Raw genomic sequence first — 20,541 nt, 5'->3', positions numbered from 1 at the left:
TTACTTCAAACCTGATTGAATTCCTCATAACCTAGTTTGGAGGTCTTGCAAGTATTAAGCGACTGTAGCTACTTCTCCCCTAAGCTTCCTAGGCTTCTTTATGAAGAAACTCAATGATGCTGCCATATAGCAAAAGACTACGGCAAGAATAAATGAGTAAAGGTATGTGCCTGTCACATCGTGTATGTACCCTGCAATTAGAGGTCCTCCTATTGCAGCCACCGAATACGAGGTGCCAAAGAATCCGTAAATAGTTCCGAGTGCGCTTAGCCCAAAGAATCTTCCTAGCAGTGTCGGGAAGATAGGGACAGTGCCGCTATAGAAAAATCCAAACAGTAGTCCGAATAAATAGAATGACCAGATTTCTCCAAATCCGAGTATCAGTAGAATAGAGCTTCCCTGAAACAGGAAGCATATGAGTAGAACCTTAGTGGTGTGTATCACTTCTGTCAGTAGTGCCGAAAGAACAATTCTCCCGACTAAACTTCCAATCCCAATAGCTGCGGGAGCACCGGAAGCTACAAGAGGAGGGATTCCTAAATCAATTGCGAAGTTAAATAGATGTATGACTACGATTAGAAATGTAGTAAAACTTAGAAAGTACATGGAATACATAAACCAGAAGGTAGGTGTAGAAATTGCCTCCAGCGCCTTCCAGTCATCATTATTTTTAATTTTGCTCTGAATTGGCTGAGTTTTTGACCTATCTCCATTCTCCTCACCGTAAGGCTTTAGGTTCTTATCTGCTGGATAACCCCTTAACAGCAATGCCGAGAGAATGGAGATCATGATAATTCCGGCAAGCGAGAAGAATGCATCTCTTACTCCGAAGCTTGAGATTAGCCATGCGGTGAGAGGGTTCGTAATGAGTCCACTAAGTGGGATCCCAGTTGTTATGATTCCTATCGCAAGCGCTCTTTTCTTTACAAACCATCTGCTTACTACGGCAACACAGGTTATGTATAAAACTCCGTCTCCGAGTCCAATCAGCAGACCGTATGTCAAATAGAGCTGCCAGCCCTTCGTTGCGAGTCCTGATGAAAATACTCCGAGAGCAGCGATTATACCCCCTGCTAGCACTACCTTTCGAGGGTCATACTTATCCACGAGTTTTCCAGCCAGAGTCAAGGAGAAGGCGAGCACAAAGGATCTTAATGAGAATATCGAGGAACCCATTGCTCTGGAAAAACCGAACTCTTCATTTAAGAAAGGCAGGAATACGCCAAAGGAATAGAGAAGAAGTCCATCCATGATGATTAAAATCAGGGATGCTCCGACGATGTACCAACCATAGAAGATTTTCTTTCTTAACACTATAACTCTCTGTAATTTTTGCTAAGTTGCTACCAAAATGGAAGTAATTTTGCACATCTAGGTAATATGAAATATTCTCGAGTTTTAGGCTCAAGGGACTTAATCATACCTGGAAATATGCCTTAATGTTTATGCGTAATAATGTATATTATTAGATATCAATTTTTCGCGAATCCGCCGGCAAGCCTGCCCTGAGTTTGTCGAAGGGACTGCCGGGCTTACCCTATGAGATTTTAGACAACTTCCCCCTTCGGGTAGGTCACGGAGTCATTTGCGAAATTTGCAAAGCAAATTGAAGCAATCTCCTCTTTTGTTTTCTGTTTTAGATTGGTTCGTCTCCTTCGACGGGGTTTTTCCTGAGTTGTCAAAGGACTCAGGGCTCCTCACGTTGACTGAAGAGAGTGTTTGTTTATGTGCTGATACCCTGCAGCTTGCCGCATCGTTATTAATTAAGTAAGAAGTGTGTGGTAAGGTAATATAGTAGTCTTTCTGGACGAAATCAGTAATCATCAAAGATTCAATAAATCGTAAGGAGATATCTATGGCTGAGACAAATGAAACTTCCGATCTTCTTACCAAATTGAGAGAGGGATTAAACAAAGGCCTGAGAATCGTAAATATTTGGTCTAAAGAAGCCTATGAAACATTGAAGATCAAGAATCAAATCAAGAAACTCAGGACGAAGAGGAGGAGAAATATAGAGGATGTGGGCAATGCGGTGTACAGGATGTACAAGCACAATAATAAATTCAACGAGGAAAGCTTAAGATCGAAATGTATGGATATCTCTAGTCTCGAGGATGAAATTGAAGAAAGGCAACAAGAGTTGCGGGTCGTGCATTTAAACGCTCAAAAAGAGCTCGGCAGCTTAAAACAGCTTGCGAAGCCAATCGTCGTAGGGAGGTGTGAGTGTGGAGCAGATCTTTATAAAGGAATAAAGTTTTGTGGTAAATGTTTTAGAAAAATAGAGTTCAGTTAGTAACTAAACTAGGAGGTATATAATGGTAAAATTCTTTTCTTTAATTTTTACAATCCTCTTATTTCTTATGGCTGGTCTCACCGACTTACGGGCAGAATCAAAAATGGCTGCTACCAGGCTAATAAATAATCAAGGAAAAACCGTTGGGTATGCAACCTTTATAGAGGGGCCTGACGGTGTTGAAATATCTGTTCAAGTACATGATATGCCGCCGGGACTTCATGGTATTCATATTCATGCCGTCGGAAAATGTGAAACGCATGATTTCAAATCTGCAGGCGGACACTTCAACCCCTTTGAAAGGAAACATGGCTTAAAAAACCGCGAAGGAGCACACGTTGGAGACATGCCTAATTTGCTTGTGGGACCTGATGGCACCGCTTCAAAGGTTGTACTCGCACCCCTCGCCTCCTTGGGATCTGGCAAAAACTCTCTTTTCAATCCTGATGGTGCTGCACTTGTGATTCATGCTGGGAAAGACGACCAAATCACCGATCCTGCCGGCGATGCTGGAGCCCGGATAGCATGCGGCGTAATTAAGAGAGTGAAGTGATTTTATTTTCTTTGATAATTCCATGTACTTTTATCTGGTAAGGCATGGCGAAGCAAAAGGCGAATTAGAGGATCCCCTAAGGCCACTATCAGTGGAGGGGAAACAGAGCGTAGAACGAGTGGCTACCTTTTTAAGTAAACTGGGGATTCGACCCGAAGAGATTAACTGTAGTGAAAAATTAAGAGCAATAGAAACCGCTGAGATAATAGCAACAGGTTTGTCCATATTCGATAAAGTTAAGACTATTGAAGGACTTGCTCCAAATGACGCTGTCGATCCAATCGCAGATTTGCTTTGCTCGGAAGAGAAATCACTGATGCTTGTAGGACATCTACCATTTCTTTCGAGACTTTTAAGTCTTTTAGTTATTTCCGATCCTGAGCGTCCAGTAGTAAGCTTTCAGCCAGGAACTGTCGTTTGTTTGACCCGGGATGACTCACTTAAATTTCCCAGTCCGGGTAATGGATGGATAGTTAAGTGGGTTCTGTCTCCAGGAGACCTTTATTGATGATTGAATTGTGTTTTAATCTTTGTTTCCAATTCTGTCACATCCCCTATATCGATTTCCTCCTCGAGGCTTACTTTCATATTTCTTAACTTTACTTTGCCCCTTCCTAGCTCTTCTTCTCCTACAATTACCGTGAATTTAGCACCAAGTTTATCTGCCCTCTTGAGCTGGCCCTTGAGGCTTTTGTTTTCATAGTCCATTTCTACCGATACACCTTGCTTCCTCAGGTTATATGCTAATTGAAACGCCGGGTTTTTTGTTTTCTCGCCTATGAAGGCAATGAAGACATCCACTTCTTTTTGAAACCCTTCTGGAGCTATCAGCTCGTGTAGCGATACTAATCTTTCCATTCCTATCGAGAACCCGATTGCAGGTGTTGGCGGTCCGCCCAATTCTTCTACAAGACCGTCATATCTACCTCCTGCTGCTACTGCATTTTGGGCGCCAAGTTTTTCTGTTGTAATTTCGAAAACGGTGCGAGTGTAGTAGTCGAGGCCCCTTACGATCCTCGAGTTTATTACAAAATTAATACCGAAGCCGTCCAAAGAGCTTTTAACTCGCTCAAAGTGATCCGTACATTCGGTGCAGAGACTATCAAGCATTGAAGGAGCGTCTCGTGAAATTTCCTTGCATCTTTTTTCTTTGCAATCAAGTATTCTCAGTGGATTCAGTTCAAGCCTCCTCTGACAATTCTCACAGAGGACATTCCTCAGTGGTTTGAAGAAATCGACTAGCTTTTTTATATACAATGGCCGGCAATTTTCATCCCCCAGAGAGCTTATCTCAAGCCTGAGCAAGCCGATTACTCCAATTGTTTTGAGAAACTCCCATAGCATATTAATTATTTCGGCATCTGCATACGGGTTCTTTGTCCCAAATAATTCTGCACCAATCTGATTAAACCCTCTGTACCGTCCCTTCTGGGGCCTTTCGTGTCTAAACATCATGCCCAGGTAGTAGAACTTTGCGATCGGTGACTTGGCATATACGGAATTCTCTATGAATGCCCTGACGACACCGGCAGTACATTCTGGGCGAAGTGTGATAGATGAACCATCTCTATCTTTAAATGTATACATCTCCTTTTCGACTATATCAGTTGTTGTTCCTATACTCCTTGCAAATATTTCCGTAAATTCAACTACAGGAGTCCTTATTTCGGAAAAGCCATATAGCTCAAATGTTTTTCTAGCCGCTTCCTCTATGAAATGCCATCTCTTCGTCGTCTCAGGCAGTATGTCATTAAAGCCCCTTATCGATCTGACCTTCATGATTGCTTGGATTCTATCACACTGAATAAGAGTGCTCAAATTTATAAAACTTGTCATTTGAGCACTTCGACTCACTCAGTACAGGCTCCTGCGAAGCAATCTCACGGCCTGTCATTCGCGAAGAATACCGAATTGAAGGATTCGGGCACAAGCGTAATCGCGAATCCACGAAAGTGTCATTGCGAGAAACCAGTCCTGAATTAGATTCAGGATCTGGGACGAAGCAATCTCCTCCTTCCACCAATTACGCTCCCGCAAAGCAATTCCCACGAGGTGTCATTTGCTTCTCTCCTTTGGTAAAGGGGAGGCAGACGGATTGATCGTAGGATCGGTTTCCAGCAGTGAATACACATGTAGCGGAGGACTTTAGTCCTCCAGTTATCTTTTAATTGATAATGAAAAAAAGAAAGATGGCAAGAAAGAGGAAGATCTTGATGAGAAAAGTATCAATGTTGATTTAAAAAATAGAAGGGTAGAAGAACAAAAATAAAATAATTTAAACTACTTAAAAAAAGTCAGGGGTCAAATCTTTTGTTGACTAATTATCATCTTTATCTAAACTTCTATTAAATGTCTCGCCCGCGAAGAATTCAATGTCCAGGAGCTTATTATCATGTCATGAACAATGGGTTCACTCAACAGAAAATATTGCCCTGTTCGGAATGTATGTATTGGAGAGGCTATGCGATCCCACATTAAATGAGGTAGCGGCTCGGTTTGTAGTAGATAGCCACTGTTTTGTAGGGTGGACGTGCCATAAAGTTTGACCCCTTATTCATTATTCATATCAACTCATATGATACTAGTACCTCCGATCGCCTGAACCTAAAATAATCAGGAGATACGAAGCCCAATTTCGAGGAATTCTAATTATGATCTAACTCGTTCCCTTGACATAAAATCAGATTTGTTATAGTACGGATATTAAAATATTTGCAGTACAATACCCTTAGCAGTTGATTATACTGCATTTTTGCAGTCTACTTATTTTTTGAGAGGGAGGACAAGTTATGCGCTATCTAGCGATTCTGCTCATCGCGCTCAGTCTTATCGCTCCTGTGCCCGCCTGGGCTCAGACCTGGGTGGATGTCTTCAACCCGTTTCAGGTCCTCACGCTCAATCTAGAGATGGAGCAGACCGACTGGGACACCATCCGCCATGACACCACGAACGAAATCGAGGTGCCTGCGCTCTTCTGGGCAAATGGAGAGGAAGATGCCAAGCTCCTCGTCTCTGTGCGCCGCAAGTCGAGCCGTGCCCTGCCGTCCGAGGCTGACCCGATCAAGGTGGGGTACAAGGTGGACATCAACGAGTTCGTCAGCGGGCAGCGGTGGCGTAGCCTGACTAAGCTGAGCCTCGAGAACGGCGCTGACACCGATCCAGTCTCCGAGGGCCTCGCCTGGAATCTGCACGAAATGGCAACCGGACCGGGCTTCTACCCGAGCGACTACCACGCTGGTCTTGCGGCCTGGGTGCGTCTCGTCATCAACGGCCAGTACGTCGGCGTGTACATCAATGTGGAGGAGCGGGACAGCCAGTTCCTTCGCAACCGCGCTCTTCCCAGGGGGACTACTTCGGAGGGAGTGAGACGTTCGTGGCTCTACGAGATCGACGATCTCGGCGCCGGGTCCTTCGAACTCGAGGACGGCGACCTCCCCCACAGCCCAGCATGGACGGCGCTCTGCTACGCGCCCTTCACCGTCGGCACCAAGAAGAACCCGCCATGCCCCACGCCGGACGACGTCACGCTGGGGACGGAGCTGCCCGATCTCATCGACATGCAGATCATGCTACGCAGGGGACCGTTGATGCCTTCTCCTCGAACGGCGACGCGCTGTTCACCCACGGCAAGAACTTCCGGCACATCGACTTCAACACGGACCTGTTCCCCGAGCGCAGACGGCTGTATTTGATGTGGGACCTTGACGGTGCGATCACCGACGTCGGGGCGAACATCTACGCAAAGCAGGTGCGGAAGGGGTTCAGTCAGACGGAATACCAGCGCGTGATCCTCAGCCATCCGACGTTTCGCACGCAGTATAATGCAATCATGATGGGTCTCCTCGATCCGATGACCGGCCCGCTCTCCGAGACGGCACTTCACAACTTCCTGAACGGCGTGGAGGCGGCGGTCACGTCGGCACTCGTGGAAGATCCGTATGCGGGGTTCGACAGCGAGGAGGCGGCTGCCGCCCTCTTCACTGGCCTTCGCGGTTGGGTGAGCCAGCGGATCGTCAATGTGCAGGGTCAGGTGCAGGTGAACCAACCTCCTCCGCGGAGCCCATAGCCCGCTTTATATCTATAGGAAATACAAAGCCATTTTTTACGCGGAATTAAAGGGGACGCTACCCTTTAAGGATGTATATGATGCTAGACTTTATGTATATGCCCAGGGTTGCAAGAACCGTATTTGCTGACTTACCACACCATATCACTCAACGTGGAAAAAGGCGTGAGCCTGTTTTTTTTAAAGACAAACATCGTATTTTCTATGTCAGCTGGACTTAGAGAATTCCGTAAAATAAAGTGAGGGACTCGGGTCAGGCTTTGCTTATTTGATTATTACGTTCATCCAGATAAGTTCACTTTTTCCAAATTCCATAAACATTAGACGGTCTTTTAACCCCGTCCCTCAAGAATTAACAGAATGAATGGTAACATCGCTGACCATTAACTGGTGGTTTCTCACCAACGATTATTCCAGTCATACGACAATAATGAGGTTGTAAATGCGACTGATTGATTCATAATACTTGCTCATGAGTAAGATATTTGGCATTTACGATGGGGAAAACGTAATTCTAAATGACGAGGAATTATTGGCGGGGCGAAAAGATTCTATAAGTGTTACATACCAGGGTGAAATTTATAATTATAAAGAACTTGTCGTTACCTTAGAAAAAAGGGGCTGTAGATTTAAGAGTGGAACTGATTCAGAGCTCGTTGCTTGTGCTTACACGGAATGGGGAGAAGAGTGTGTGAGGAAATTTAACGGTGCTTTTTCCTTTTGTATCTATGATAAAGAGAAAGGAATTTTATTTATAGCAAGAGACCCGGTGGGTGAGAAATTCCTTTATTATACAAATCATGATGGAAAATTTATTTTTTCATCGCAAGTTGATTCAATAATTGAAACACCGCAGTTTCATAGAGAGATTGATTTAACAGCATTAAACCACTTTATTGCTTCACGTAATATTCCCGATGAACTTTGCATCTTCAAAAATATAAAGAAGCTTCTTCCGGGTGCGGTACTCAGGTTCGATTTAAAGTCTGGAATGCTTGAAACAAGAAGATATTGGGAGCCTCCTACTTTTGAACCTGAAAAAGGGAACGAAGCTAAACTTCTAGAGAGGCTCGAGGAAATACTGATCGATAGCTTAAAATTAAGAATGAAAGGCGAAAATTCTTTGGGTACATTCCTTAGTGGTGGAGTCGATTCTAGCTTGATCGTGGCCTTAATGAACAGGATTTCCCCAATCCGCGTGAAGACCTTTAGTGTCGGGTTCAATGAAGATAAATATAGCGAGTTGCCTTATTCTCGACTGATTGCGAATTATTTTAATACAGACCATAAAGAAGTTCTCGTCGGGCCAAATTTTGATGATTTTCTTGCGTCTGTCTTTCTTTTCGATGAACCAATTGGTGATCCATCTATCATCCCAACATATTATGGCTGTAAGATTGCCGGAGAAAGCGTTGATGCAGTTATGACAGGCGATGGGGCAGACAGCCTTTTTACTGGAATGAGGACCCATTCCCAGGTTATTAGAAATATGAGGATTAACAAGTTTGTCGTGCCGCCTTTCGATATGGTTTTGAGAAATATCGTCAAACTTATACCCGAAGAAGCTAAGTGGCGAATCTTTCTGGAGAATTTATCACCGATTGATTTCTATTCAAAGAGGGAGACAGTTTTTAGTACCCCGCTGAGAGAAAGGTTATTCCAAGATTGGGTATTGGATGAGCTTGGAAACAAATTATATGATCCCGATAGGCAAGATCTACCAAACACAGATTCACTGACTGGCATCCTGACATATCTAGAACTCATTGACACCGCTAATGATTCTCTCCCAAAGATCGAAAAGATTTGTAGGAATTTTTCGATCAGCGTGCGAGCTCCATTTCTGGACACGAAACTTATAGAGTTTGCTTTTACCGAGGTACCAGGGAATATGAAGATTAGAGGGGGGGTAACAAAATATCTTTTAAAGAAACTTGCGGCCAAGTTTCTCCCCCCTGAATTTCCTTTAAACAGGAAGCGAGGCCTTAATCCACCCTTAGCTAAGTGGATTAGAAATGAATGGGGAGAACACGTAACGGATATACTGCTCGGTGGCGAGGAAAAATTTTTTAAGAGGAGTTATATAAAAAAACTTCTGCGTCTTCATTCAAGTCATTTGTTAAATCAGGACAGAAAATTATTTTCCCTTCTTGTGTTCAAGATTTGGGAGAAGAGATATTTGAGTAATGGTAATTGAGATTGTGATGGATAAAAATCCTTAAATAGATTGCAAGGACTGGATTATCGATATTCAATTGATTGAATCGGTGCTGGGTTAGAGTTAGAAAGAATCGATATACTTTAATTGATAAAGAATTGTTATGAGTCTATGGGTTGCATCTAAAATTGCTTACAAGGCATTAAGAAGTTACAAAGTTCGCTCAATCCTTACTACTATAGGTATCATCATAGGGGTTGCTGCTGTAATAACTATGATGGCTCTTACGCAAGGTGCAAAACTCATGATAGAGGAAAATTTAACAGGTCTAGGTGGCAATTCGCTAATTGTTAATGCGGGGAAAAGAGCAAGGAGTGGTACCACGCTGAATCTAAACAAGGAAAAGCCATTAATGGCCAGTGACGCCGATGCAATTAGAGGTCTGAGCATTGTCAAACACGTGTCGGAGATAATTGATACAGCGGAACAAATAGCCTCCGGTAACATGAACTGGTTCACTACAATAGTAGGTGTATCCCAGGAATTTACCTATATCAACGACTGGTTCCCCGAAAGGGGGAGTTTTTTTAATGATGAAGACGTAAAAAATGCTGAATTAGTGTGTGTCATAGGCACTACAGTCGCATCAAAGTTATTTGGTAATCAGGATCCTACAGGAAAGATAATAAGATTAGGGGGCTTCTCTTATAGAGTAATTGGAGTGATGAGCCCTATCGGGCAGACCCCTAGTGGTGAGGATCAGGATGATCTGGTAATTATCCCTTATACAACCGTTCAGAAAAGAATAATGGGCATTTCTTATATAGAAAATATATCAGTTTCAGTGAACTCAACTGAAGATGTTCCCATAGCACAGGAGCAGATAACGCAAATTTTAAGGGATCGACGAAAGATTGCAGATGATTTGGAAGATGATTTCTACGTAAATACCCAACTCGTTCATATAGAAAGAATCTTTACCGTTTCAAAGATAATGACAATCCTTCTTGGGAGCATTGCTTCAATATCTCTCGTAGTAGGTGGAATTGGAATAATGAACATCATGCTTGTATCTGTGAAAGAAAGGACAAGGGAGATTGGGATTAGAATGGCTGTTGGAGCTAAGCAGTGGGATATACTGATCCAGTTTATGATTGAGGCTGTATTACTATCGGTAGTTGGTGGGTTCATAGGGATAATTTTAGGGATATTGGGATCAATAATTTCATCATCATTCACAAATTGGCCATCGGTTGTTTCAGCAACTTCAATTATCTTATCTTTTTGTTTTGCTGCAATAGTGGGGATATTTTTTGGTATATACCCGGCAAGAAAAGCCTCTCAGTTGGATCCGATCGAATCACTTAGGTATGGATAACCACCATTCTTCATGCCCTATATGTATGATCTATAGTTGTTTTTTTCGACTGAGTTGAGCAACGATTTCAATACATGCTTACAATTCATATAAAAAGGACATGTCTTTATCATTATACAAATCCACCGGTGTAATTTTTATCGGAAAGTCCTATGCCAGAACTTAAAATAAATCATATTCTTCAGTTATAATAAATCCCCTAATAGTATATTAAATGTTTGTCATTAATTAAAAGCTTATACTGGTTTGATATATAGTTTATTCTTCGAGTATTTACTGCAAAGTTGAAAGATAAAACGCGGTTAAGAGTTGCATATGTCGGTAGTCCTGAGCTTTTTCTAAGGGGAGCAAGTCCTATACATGTGATGAAAATGTGCCAGGCTATTGCTCGGCTGGGAATTAATGTCGATCTTATACTTCAGTCTTATGATTCAAAATTTGATATTTTTAAGTGTTATGGTGTTGAACCAATTTTCAATGTAATAACTACAATCCCCTCTACTAACGGCTCTTTAAGGCATTTTATACACGGTACCTATAGTTCATTTTATGTATGGCTCAATAAACAGAAGTACAATTTAGTACTTACTAGGAATATCATTTTTACTTATCTTTCCACCCAATTCTTTAGAATACCAACAATTTATGATGCCCATCATCCACTGGTGAATGGACCTGCAAGATTCGCATTTAACATGTTCAAGAAATCGGAATATTTAGTAAGATTCTCAACAAACTCTAGGGGCTTAGGGAAAATATACTCTCAGTTGGGTCTCCCGGACGAAAAGCTGGTTGTTGCCCATAATGGCGTAGATTTAGAACAATTCCAAAATATTCCCTCAAAGTCGGAAGCTCGCAAGAAACTTAATCTTCCCGTAAATAAAAAAATTGTTTGCTACTCTGGAAACATGTATAGGGGACGGGGTATCGATCTGCTGATCAGGGTTTCAAGCAGGCTTCAAGATGTGCTTTTTTTGATAGTCGGAGGACTTGAGAGTGATATTAATATCTATAGAGACATAGCTAATGAAAAGAAGTTAGAGAACTTTAAGTTTGTTGGTTTTGTTCCACACAATATTGTACCTCTGTACCTTTTCTCTGCTGACGCACTGGTGATACCCTATACATCTGACATGACAATCCAGGATGGAACGAACGCTATTGGGTTTACTTCTCCCTTAAAACTGTTTGAGTTTATGGCATCATGCCGCCCAATAGTTGCGACAAATCTCCCCGCTATCTCTGAAATACTTAGTGATAAAATAAATGCCTTATTAGTCGGTCCCGATAGTGCTGATTCTTTATTTGAAGGTATTAAGAGGGTGTTAGAAGATGAAGCTCTTGCTGAAAAAATATCCCTCCAATCCGCTTCCGACGTAAAGAATTACACATGGGAGGAAAGGGTAAAAAAAATACTAAATGGTTTAGATGGATTCTAAATCTGCGTTATTCTACTACAACATATCTGGAGAATTCATGATTGCTAATTAAGAATTAAAACTTAAAATCTATTGGTCTCATTTAACCATCAGAATTGTTTCTTTTGGTAAAAATGTAATTTTAGGAAATAAACGTGTGCGGAATAGTAGGATTTTGTAGTATAAATAAATGTACTGATGAGTCGATACTGAGATCGATGAGAGATACCTTAGCTCATAGAGGACCTGACGATTCGGGTTTATACATTGATCAAGAGCATAATGTCGGCTTGGCACACACGAGGTTGTCGATTCTTGATCTTTCCTCGCTCGGCCATCAGCCAATGTCGAACGATAACGGTTCGGTATGGATAACATATAATGGAGAGGTCTATAACTTTAAGGAGATCAGGGAAGAGCTTGAGAAAAAAAGATATGCCTTCAAGAGCAACACCGACACGGAGGTTTTAGTTAAGGCATATGAGGAATGGGGAATAGATTGTGTGCATAAATTCATTGGAATGTTTGCATTCGCAATCTGGGATCGGAATCAACAAAAACTATATCTGGTTAGAGACCGGGTAGGGGTCAAACCTTTATATTACTTTTTTAAAGATGGCATATTATTATTTGCTTCGGAATTAAAGGCTTTAATTAAACACCCGAATTTCAGGAAAGAAATCAATCTGAGTATACTGCCTCATTATCTGAGATTCGGTTTTATTCAATCACCCTATACAATTTTTCACGATACGTTTAAATTGAAGCCAGGCCATTATCTTTGTCTATATAAGAATAAATTAGTTGAGAAAAAATACTGGGATATAGTTGATTTTTATAATGCGGATCCTATCGAGGGCACTGAAGAGGAAATTACCTTGGAGCTGGAAAATCTTTTAGTGAATTCTTTCAAGTATAGACTCATTTCTGATGTTCCCGTTGGGGTTTTTCTAAGCGGTGGTTTAGACTCTAGTATAGTAACAGCATTACTGCAACATAACATTGGAAGTAAATTAAAGACCTTTACCATAGGTTTTGATGAAAGCGGTCTGAACGAAGCTGATTGGTCGAAAAGTATCGCAAGCTATCTTGGGACCGATCATACTGAGTACTATTTATCGGTCGAGGAAGCTGCAAATATAATTTACAAGATTCCCGAGATATATGACGAACCCCTTGGTGACCATTCTGTAATTCCTACATACTTAGTATCTCAACTCGCGAGAAAAGATGTAACTGTTGCTCTATCAGCAGATGGTGGAGATGAGCTTTTTTGTGGATATTCGAGATATAAGGCCTATGTGCGATTATACGAAAAGTTTTTAAGACTGCCCAAATTCTTGACTAATTCCGTCATTAAATCAATGACAAGCCTAAATCCCTCCAGGGTTGACGATTTTTATAGAACTTTTCAGGCAGTTATGCCAGAGGTTAAAGAGATAAAGGATAAGTATATAAAATGGAGAGATATGCTAATCGAGTCCAACAATGGAAATCTTATCGAGATGTACAAGTGCAACCTAAGTAAATGGACCACGGAGGAACTAGGAGGCATTATTGACTATAAATATAACTACTCATACGACGCAGCTTATGTTGACACAATCGAATCAATGCCTAACAATGAATTATTAAATAAGGTAATGGCATTAGACTTCAAGACGTATCTCCCAGACGATATCCTGACAAAGGTTGATAGGGCCACGATGAGTGTAAGCCTTGAGGGAAGGGAGCCATTCTTGGATCATAGGTTGCTAGAGTTTGTAGCACGTGTACCATTGAAATTCAAGTATCATGAAGGTACAAGCAAGTATATTTTGAGGAAAGTTCTATATAAACACATTCCAAGAGAATTAATAGAAAGGCCTAAACAGGGTTTTGTGGCACCTTTATCAAGGTGGCTAAAGGGTGAACTACATCAGGTTGTAAAGGAGTATTTGAATGAGGACAGGTTACGAAGAGAGGGGATATTTAACTCGGAGGTGGTTTCATCCTATATTAAGGATTTCTATAGCGGTGTTTCTATAAATGTCAATAAAATATGGTTCTTGCTAGTTTTTCAAATGTGGAAGGAAAAATGGACATAGGCAAGTATCGAAGTAGATTGGTCAAATTACTTCTAGAAATAGTGCTAGCCCTAAGATTGGTTTAATTTCTGGCATTCTTTTAGCGTAGATCAGCAGCACAGTTGATTTTCAGTAGATTTATCGTTGATCATAAATGATTTTTAAGTAGTTCTGAATCATTTTGGCTTCAGTATAACCCTCTGCTATTTTCCTTCGTGAGTTTTCACCAAAATCTTTCGCCTTTTTTTCGTTCTTGAGGAGGTCTAAAATATGCTCATAAATTGCGTCTATATTATTACCATCTTCCACGAATCCATTTACGCCATGCTCAACTATTTCTTTTGCCCCTCCCTCAGTTCCTGTAATTACTGGCCTTCCCCTTGCCATAGCTTCAAAGATCACGTTAGGCAATCCTTCGATACTTTCTTTTTCTTCATTAGAGGTGTTTGGCATTGCAAATAAGTAACAGAGATCAAGATAATCTTTGACATCATTATATGTCACGGGACCTGCAAAAATTACACTCGAGATAACACCTTCCTCAGATGCTAAATTTCTTAACTCTGTTTCGTATCCCCCTTCTCCCACAATCAGGTATTTTAAGTTTTCAAATTCCTTGAGTAACCGAGGTAGGATTCTTATAACTTCTTTATGTCCTTTTGAGGGGACCAGCCTCGAAACGGTTAGGATTAATTTATCCTCATTTTTCAAATTAAACTTGGCTCTCAGCTTCTTCAGGGCATCAGTGTCTGGTTTGTGAGATAACATATCGTCGCTGACACCATTATAGATCACCTCGATCTTATCCCTGGGTATTCCCGCTAATTCCAATAGTTCTCTGGTAGATTGGCTAGGGCTAACGATTGTCGATGCTTTCATATAAAGTCTTTTTATAGGTTTTCCGAGCAGTCTGTTATAAAATTTTTTACCAAGAAGATATCGATATGCTTCATAGCCCGCGACTCTCACAATTACCTTCAAGGGATAATCACGTAGAAGTCCTCCTGAAGTTTGTCCCTCCCTGGTGATAACCAACAGAGCATCTGGCCGATACTTTCTCATCGCGGTGTATAGTGAATAAATGCCGGCCGCTTCTGGCAAAGGCGAAGGTATACCATGGTTTCTGGATAGACCTGTCATTCTTTTTATCTGGAATTTACATTCAATGTCAACCTCATTATCCATATCTGAATAACGTGGGGCTAAGACAGTTACTTCTAAACCTCCCTCAGAAAAACCGCTTGCTAGCTTAAAACTTGTTTTAGCTAGACCTCCAAGAAATGGGGGGAACTCATGTGTATATATCAGGACCTTCATTTGTACTAAAAATTACTCTCTAGGATGTCCCTAAGCATGGGTATAATTGGTTTTGGATAAGTGGTAATAAAATAAAGTTTAATGATGTCTCTCATCGTATCATGATAAATCGTAGTTTTATTCACTCACTTTATGCTTATATTAATATAGATGAATATTTTGATCAAAAATACGTAAATTTTCTGGCTGATCTTTGGCGACTTGAGACCAGTTGATTCAAAATATTTTTCATTTAGTATTTCTTTATTGACAAGTAGTTTTCATTTTGTATAATACATATCTCTTGACTTAAATCAATTAATAATTATTGATAAATTGATTAGTTCTTTGAAAATTTAATAGCAGACACATGCGGGCGAATATACGCTAGCAGTAGATTAATGAGTTTCAATGAAGAGTTTGATCCTGGCTCAGAGCGAACGCTGGCGGCGTGCCTAACACATGCAAGTCGAGCGAAGGTATCGCGGGGGTAACCCCTAGATACACTGAGCGGCGAACGGGTGAGTAATACGTGGATAACTTGCCTTCAGGACTGGGATAACCCCGGGAAACTGGGACTAATACCAGATAAGACCACATTGTTCGAGGACAAAGGGGTAAAAGGTGGCTAGGCAACTAGCTATCGCCTATAGAAAGGTTCACGTCCCATCAGGCAGTTGGTGAGGTAATGGCTCACCAAACCTAAGACGGGTAGCCGACCTTAGCGGGTGAACGGCCACACGGGGACTGAGACACGGCCCCGACTCCTACGGGAGGCAGCAGTGGGGAATATTGGGCAATGGGCGAAAGCCTGACCCAGCGACGCCGCGTTGGGGAAGAAGGCCCTCGGGTTGTAAACCCATGTCAGGAGGAACGATGGGTCTGTGGGCTAATACCTCACAGACTTGACGGTACCTCCAGAGGAAGCCCCGGCTAACTCCGTGCCAGCAGCCGCGGTAATACGGAGGGGGCAAGCGTTGCTCGGAATTACTGGGCGTAAAGGGTCCGTAGGTGGCTTTGTAAGTTAGATGTGAAAGCTTAAGGCTCAACCTTAAAATTGCATCTAAAACTGCGGAGCTAGAGTACAGGAGAAGTTGGCGGAATTCCCGGTGTAGCGGTGAAATGCGTAGATATCGGGAGGAACACCAGTGGCGAAGGCGGCTAACTAGCCTGTTACTGACATTGAGGGACGAAAGCGTGGGTAGCGAACCGGATTAGATACCCGGGTAGTCCACGCCCTAAACGATGGATGCTAGGTGTGGGGGTTTATATCTCCGCGCCGGAGCTAACGCATTAAGCATCCCGCCTGGGGAGTACGGTCGCAAGGCTGAAACTCAAAGGAATTGGCGGGGGCCCGCACAAGCGGTGGAGCATGTGGTTTAATTCGATGCTAAGCGAAGAACCTTACCAGGGTTTGACATGCTGGCTTAAGCCTATGTGAAAGCATGGGGTGCTGTGGAGCTTGTCTTCACACAGTCAGCACAGGTGCTGCATGGCTGTCGTCAGCTCGTGCCGTGAGGTGTCCGGTTAAGTCCGGTAACGAGCGCAACCCTTATCTTTAGTTGCCATCATTTCAGGTGGGCACTCTAAAGAGACTGCCGGCGACAAGCCGGAGGAAGGTGGGGACGACGTCAAGTCATCATGGCCCTTATGTCCTGGGCTACACACATGCTACAATGGCGAGCACAATGGGTTGCAAACCCGTGAGGAGAAGCTAATCCCATCAAAGCTCGTCTCAGTTCGGATTGCAGGCTGCAACTCGCCTGCATGAAGCCGGAATCGCTAGTAATCGCGGATCAGCAACGCCGCGGTGAATACGTTCCCGGGCCTTGCACACACCGCCCGTCACACCACGAAAGTCGGTTCTACCCGAAGTGGCTGAGCTAACCCCTGAGCTTGTCGAAGGGGAGGCAGGCTCCGAAGGTAGGGCTGGTAATTGGGGTGAAGTCGTAACAAGGTAGCCGTAGCGGAAGCTGCGGCTGGATCACCTCCTTTTACACGGAGTTACCTTGCTAGTGTTTATTCAGTTCTGCTGTGTCTGCTATATATATGGTGCTCTTAAGCCAGACCTTGATATAATGGATGCAGGACGCAAGATGCATGATATAGGATAAAGATAAAGCATGCATCGTGTATCCTGTATCCGGCATAGTTTAATTCTGGGCCTATAGCTCAGCAGGCTAGAGCGTACCCCTGATAAGGGTGAGGTCGGTGGTTCGACTCCACCTAGGCCCACCATTATTAAGTACCAAATTTCAAGCACCAAATTTCAAGATTGGGATTTTGGATTTGTGATTTGGAATTCATAGAATTGGGGGTGTAGCTCAGTTTGGGAGAGCGCCTGCTTTGCAAGCAGGAGGTCGGCGGTTCAATTCCGCTCACCTCCATTTAAGGCACCACGAATTAACACAAATTTTTCACGAATACTTTACTTTGAATTTATTCGTGTTTATTCGTGGCAAATTAAATTTGTTGTGCGGCAATAGAGCCGCAAATGTTCTTTGACAATTGAATATTGTGCTGAGTAGATCAAGGCGCGTTTTAGAATGTAAGGTTTTTCATGCCTTGCAGTTAAGTTTTGTAGGGCAGATGGTGAATGCCTTGGCGATGGACGGCGATGAAGGACGTAGCAAGCTGCGAAAAGCCTCGGGGAGCCGCTAAGCAGGCTTTGATCCGGGGATCTCCGAATGGGGAAACCTAGCCGAGCAAACCTCGGCTATCATAGGGTGAATACATAGCCCTATGAAGCGAACGGGGGGAAGTGAAACATCTCAGTACCCCTTGGAAAAGACATCAAACGAGATTCCCCTAGTAGTGGCGAGCGAAAGGGGAATAGCCTAAACTTTATGGGTGTTAAAGCTCACAGGCGTTGCCCATAGAGTGTTGTGGGGTGTAAGCGGAGAAATCTGTGAATTTCTCAGGAAGTTACAAAACCTCATGCCAGCCGAACTATCTGGAAAGATAGGCCAAAGAAGGTGATAGCCCTGTAGGCGAAAGTATAAGGTCTTCCGTGTTTGCATTCCCAAGTAGCCCGGCCCACGTGAAAGGTTGGGTGAATCTGGGAGGACCACCTTCCAAGGCTAAATACGATCCGTCGACCGATAGTGAACAAGTACCGTGAGGGAAAGGTGAAAAGAACCCCAGTGAGGGGAGTGAAATAGAACCTGCAACCTTCTGCCTGTAACCAGTGGAAGGGCTATGCTTGTAGGGGCGCATTCTATGCGCCCATGCCGGAATGCCTGACCGCGTGCCTTTTGCATAATGAGCCGGCGAGTTATCTTCAGTGGCAAGGCTAAGCCGAACGAGGTGGAGCCATAGCGAAAGCGAGTCTGAATAGGGCGACGAGTCACTGGAGATAGACCCGAAGCGAGTCGATCTATCCATGGCCAGGGTGAAGCAGAGAGAAAACCTCTGTGGAGGCCCGAACCGGTCAGGGGTGAAAATCTGTCGGATGAGCTGTGGATCGGAGTGAAAGGCTAATCAAGACTCGTGATAGCTGGTTCTCCCCGAAATATATTTAGGTATAGCCTCATGTGATGGCGGACGGAGGTAGAGCACTGAATGGGCTAGGGAGCTGAAAGGCTTACCAAACCCAATCAAACTCCGAATTCCGTTTTGCTTAACATGGGAGTCAGTCCATGGGAGATAAGTTCCATGGTCGAAAGGGAAACAACCCAGATCGTCAGCTAAGGCCCCCAAATCCAGGCTAAGTGGTAAAGGATGTGAATTCGCACAGACAGCCAGGAGGTAGGATCAGAAGCAGCCATCCTTTAAAGAGTGCGTAACAGCTCACTGGTCGATGCGGATTCGCGCCGAAAATGAATCGGGGCTTAAGCCTGGTGCCGAAGCTACGGGTTACACAATAGTGTAGCGGTAGGGGAGCTTTCCCAACGGATAGAAGGGTTACCGTAAGGAGGCCTGGACTGTTGGGAAGTGAGAATGCCGGCATGAGTAGCGATAAAGGTGGTGAGAATCCACCTCGCCGTAAGCCCAAGGATTCCTGGGGAAGGCTCGTCCTCCCAGGGTAAGTCGGGACCTAAGGTGAGGCCGAAAGGCGTAATCGATGGAAAACGGGTTAATATTCCCGTACCACCTAGTTGGAGCGAAGGGGTGACAAAGGAGGGTAGGTCAGCCGGGTGTTGGATGTCCTGGTTCAAGCTTGTAGGGGGAAAGGACTGGAAAATCCGTCCTTTCATAACCCTGAGGAGCGAGTACGAGGGGCGTTAGCCCCACAAAGTGACTGAGCCCATGCTTTCGAGAAAAGCCTCGTAGCGTTGATGACTAGGTGCCCGTACTGTAAACGGACACACGTGGGCGAGTAGAGAATACTAAGGCGCGTGAGAGAACTTTGGCCAAGGAACTCGGCAAATTAACCCCGTAACTTAGGGAGAAGGGGTGCCCACAGTAGGTGTAAGCCTTCGCGGCTGAAGCCGAAGTGGGTCGCAGAGAATAGGCGGTGACGACTGTTTACTAAAAACACAGGGCTCTGCAAAGGCGCAAGCCGAAGTATAGGGTCTGACACCTGCCCGGTGCCGGACGGTTAAGGGGATGGGTTATTCTGGCTTGCCAGGAGAAGCCTTGAACCGAAGCCCCGGTAAACGGCGGCCGTAACTATAACGGTCCTAAGGTAGCGAAATTCCTTGTCGGGTAAGTTCCGACCTGCATGAAAGGTGTAACGATTGCCGCGCTGTCTCGGCCAAAGGCTCAGCGAAATTGTGGTTCTGGTGAAGACGCCAGATACCCGCTGCGGGACGGAAAGACCCCGTGCACCTTTACTATATCCTATCACTGGATTTTGGTGCTTCATGCGTAGCATAGGTGGGAGCCTGTGAAACTCTGCTTTCGGGCAGGGTGGAGGCAAAGGTGAAATACCACCCTTGTAGTTCTAGAGTTCTAACTGAGGGCCGTTATCCGGCTTCAGGACAATGGTAGGCGGGTAGTTTGGCTGGGGCGGTCGCCTCCTAAATAGTAACGGAGGCGTGCAAAGGTTCCCTCAGCCTGATTGGAAACCAGGCGCAGAGTGCAAAGGCATAAGGGAGCTTAACTGTGAGACCTACAGGTCGATCAGATGCGAAAGCAGGCCTTAGTGACCCGGTGGCTCCACGTGGGAGGGCCATCGATTATCGGATAAAAGGTACGCCGGGGATAACAGACTTATCCCGCCCAAGAGTTCACATCGACGGCGGGGATTGGTACCTCGATGTCGGCTCATCGCATCCTGGGGCTGTAGAAGGTCCCAAGGGTTGGGCTGTTCGCCCATTAAAGCGGTACGCGAGCTGGGTTTAGAACGTCGTGAGACAGTTCGGTCCCTAT

12 protein-coding genes, 2 tRNA genes and 2 rRNA genes are annotated in these 20,541 nt (G+C 43.9%); 13 read left to right on the top strand and 3 right to left on the bottom strand.

Going from position 1 to position 20,541, the window contains the following annotated elements; translation table 11 throughout:
• Positions 1-54: 54 nt before the first annotated feature.
• Positions 55-1,314, bottom strand: a complete 1,260-nt coding sequence (locus VGA95_00715; protein HEX9665062.1) for an MFS transporter — start codon at positions 1,312-1,314, stop codon at positions 55-57.
• Positions 1,315-1,855: 541 nt separating this feature from the next.
• On the opposite strand from VGA95_00715, the gene VGA95_00710 reads away from it, so the two are divergent.
• Genes VGA95_00710 through sixA form a run of 3 tightly spaced genes read left to right on the top strand, consistent with a single transcriptional unit; the run spans position 1,856 to position 3,354 of the window.
• On the top strand, positions 1,856-2,293 hold the full coding sequence (locus VGA95_00710; protein HEX9665061.1) for a hypothetical protein: 438 nt from the start codon (positions 1,856-1,858) through the stop codon (positions 2,291-2,293).
• A gap of 22 nt (positions 2,294-2,315) precedes the next feature.
• On the top strand, positions 2,316-2,846 hold the full coding sequence (locus tag VGA95_00705) for a superoxide dismutase family protein (protein HEX9665060.1): 531 nt from the start codon (positions 2,316-2,318) through the stop codon (positions 2,844-2,846).
• A 22-nt stretch (positions 2,847-2,868) separates the two neighbouring features.
• A complete protein-coding gene (gene sixA / locus VGA95_00700; protein ID HEX9665059.1) occupies positions 2,869-3,354 on the top strand; it encodes a phosphohistidine phosphatase SixA in 486 nt (161 codons plus the stop codon).
• Here the strand turns inward: sixA and hisS are convergent.
• A complete protein-coding gene (gene hisS, locus VGA95_00695) occupies positions 3,348-4,682 on the bottom strand; it encodes a histidine--tRNA ligase (GenBank protein ID HEX9665058.1) in 1,335 nt (444 codons plus the stop codon). The two genes, sixA and hisS, sit on opposite strands and share 7 nt — an antisense overlap.
• Positions 4,683-5,635: 953 nt before the next feature.
• Between hisS and VGA95_00690 the strand changes: the two genes are divergently transcribed.
• The 6 genes from VGA95_00690 to asnB (VGA95_00665) all read left to right on the top strand — a co-directional run bounded on the left by VGA95_00690 (position 5,636) and on the right by asnB (VGA95_00665) (position 13,953).
• Positions 5,636-6,538 (top strand): CotH kinase family protein, encoded by a 903-nt coding sequence (locus VGA95_00690; protein ID HEX9665057.1) that lies wholly within the window; start codon positions 5,636-5,638, stop codon positions 6,536-6,538.
• Entirely contained in the window at positions 6,538-6,912 is a 375-nt protein-coding gene (locus tag VGA95_00685; protein ID HEX9665056.1) for a hypothetical protein, read from the top strand. The genes VGA95_00690 and VGA95_00685 overlap by 1 nt, the downstream gene beginning before the upstream one ends.
• Positions 6,913-7,384: 472 nt before the next feature.
• Entirely contained in the window at positions 7,385-9,109 is a 1,725-nt protein-coding gene (asnB, locus tag VGA95_00680; GenBank protein ID HEX9665055.1) for an asparagine synthase (glutamine-hydrolyzing), read from the top strand.
• 124 nt (positions 9,110-9,233) lie between these two features.
• The gene (locus VGA95_00675) at positions 9,234-10,448 is read left to right on the top strand and encodes an ABC transporter permease (protein HEX9665054.1); all 1,215 of its coding nucleotides are present in this window, start codon (positions 9,234-9,236) and stop codon (positions 10,446-10,448) included.
• A gap of 284 nt (positions 10,449-10,732) precedes the next feature.
• On the top strand, positions 10,733-11,887 hold the full coding sequence (locus tag VGA95_00670; GenBank protein ID HEX9665053.1) for a glycosyltransferase family 4 protein: 1,155 nt from the start codon (positions 10,733-10,735) through the stop codon (positions 11,885-11,887).
• A 134-nt stretch (positions 11,888-12,021) separates the two neighbouring features.
• Positions 12,022-13,953, top strand: coding sequence for an asparagine synthase (glutamine-hydrolyzing) (gene asnB, locus VGA95_00665; GenBank protein ID HEX9665052.1), 1,932 nt, complete (start codon positions 12,022-12,024; stop codon positions 13,951-13,953).
• 117 nt (positions 13,954-14,070) lie between these two features.
• Here asnB (VGA95_00665) and VGA95_00660 read toward each other — a convergent pair whose 3' ends face one another.
• Complete coding sequence (locus tag VGA95_00660) at positions 14,071-15,249, bottom strand: glycosyltransferase family 4 protein (protein HEX9665051.1); 1,179 nt, start codon at positions 15,247-15,249, stop codon at positions 14,071-14,073.
• 387 nt (positions 15,250-15,636) lie between these two features.
• On the opposite strand from VGA95_00660, the gene VGA95_00655 reads away from it, so the two are divergent.
• The 4 genes from VGA95_00655 to VGA95_00640 all read left to right on the top strand — a co-directional run.
• Positions 15,637-17,223, top strand: a 16S ribosomal RNA gene (locus VGA95_00655).
• A gap of 166 nt (positions 17,224-17,389) precedes the next feature.
• Positions 17,390-17,466: transfer RNA gene (locus VGA95_00650), tRNA-Ile, on the top strand.
• A 75-nt stretch (positions 17,467-17,541) separates the two neighbouring features.
• Positions 17,542-17,615, top strand: a tRNA-Ala gene (locus VGA95_00645).
• A gap of 182 nt (positions 17,616-17,797) precedes the next feature.
• Positions 17,798-20,541 (top strand): 23S ribosomal RNA (locus VGA95_00640); the annotation flags it as partial.

Source organism: Thermodesulfobacteriota bacterium (genome assembly GCA_036397855.1).
Taxonomy (GTDB): domain Bacteria; phylum Desulfobacterota_D; class UBA1144; order Nemesobacterales; family CSP1-2; genus DASWID01.
The sequence above is the reverse complement of the archived record's forward strand: the minus strand, read 5'-3'. Positions and strand labels throughout refer to the sequence as shown.

What these genes read in the sequence shown, in the direction of transcription:
- VGA95_00690 (HEX9665057.1), top strand. Translation starts at nt 5,636, where the DNA reads ATGCGCTATCTAGCGATTCTGCTCATCGCGCTCAGTCTTATCGCTCCT.
- sixA (HEX9665059.1), top strand. Translation starts at nt 2,869, where the DNA reads ATGTACTTTTATCTGGTAAGGCATGGCGAAGCAAAAGGCGAATTAGAG.
- VGA95_00705 (HEX9665060.1), top strand. Translation starts at nt 2,316, where the DNA reads ATGGTAAAATTCTTTTCTTTAATTTTTACAATCCTCTTATTTCTTATG.
- VGA95_00710 (HEX9665061.1), top strand. Translation starts at nt 1,856, where the DNA reads ATGGCTGAGACAAATGAAACTTCCGATCTTCTTACCAAATTGAGAGAG.
- VGA95_00685 (HEX9665056.1), top strand. Translation starts at nt 6,538, where the DNA reads ATGTGGGACCTTGACGGTGCGATCACCGACGTCGGGGCGAACATCTAC.
- asnB (HEX9665055.1), top strand. Translation starts at nt 7,385, where the DNA reads ATGAGTAAGATATTTGGCATTTACGATGGGGAAAACGTAATTCTAAAT.
- VGA95_00675 (HEX9665054.1), top strand. Translation starts at nt 9,234, where the DNA reads ATGAGTCTATGGGTTGCATCTAAAATTGCTTACAAGGCATTAAGAAGT.
- hisS (HEX9665058.1), bottom strand. Translation starts at nt 4,682, where the DNA reads ATGACAAGTTTTATAAATTTGAGCACTCTTATTCAGTGTGATAGAATC.
- VGA95_00660 (HEX9665051.1), bottom strand. Translation starts at nt 15,249, where the DNA reads ATGAAGGTCCTGATATATACACATGAGTTCCCCCCATTTCTTGGAGGT.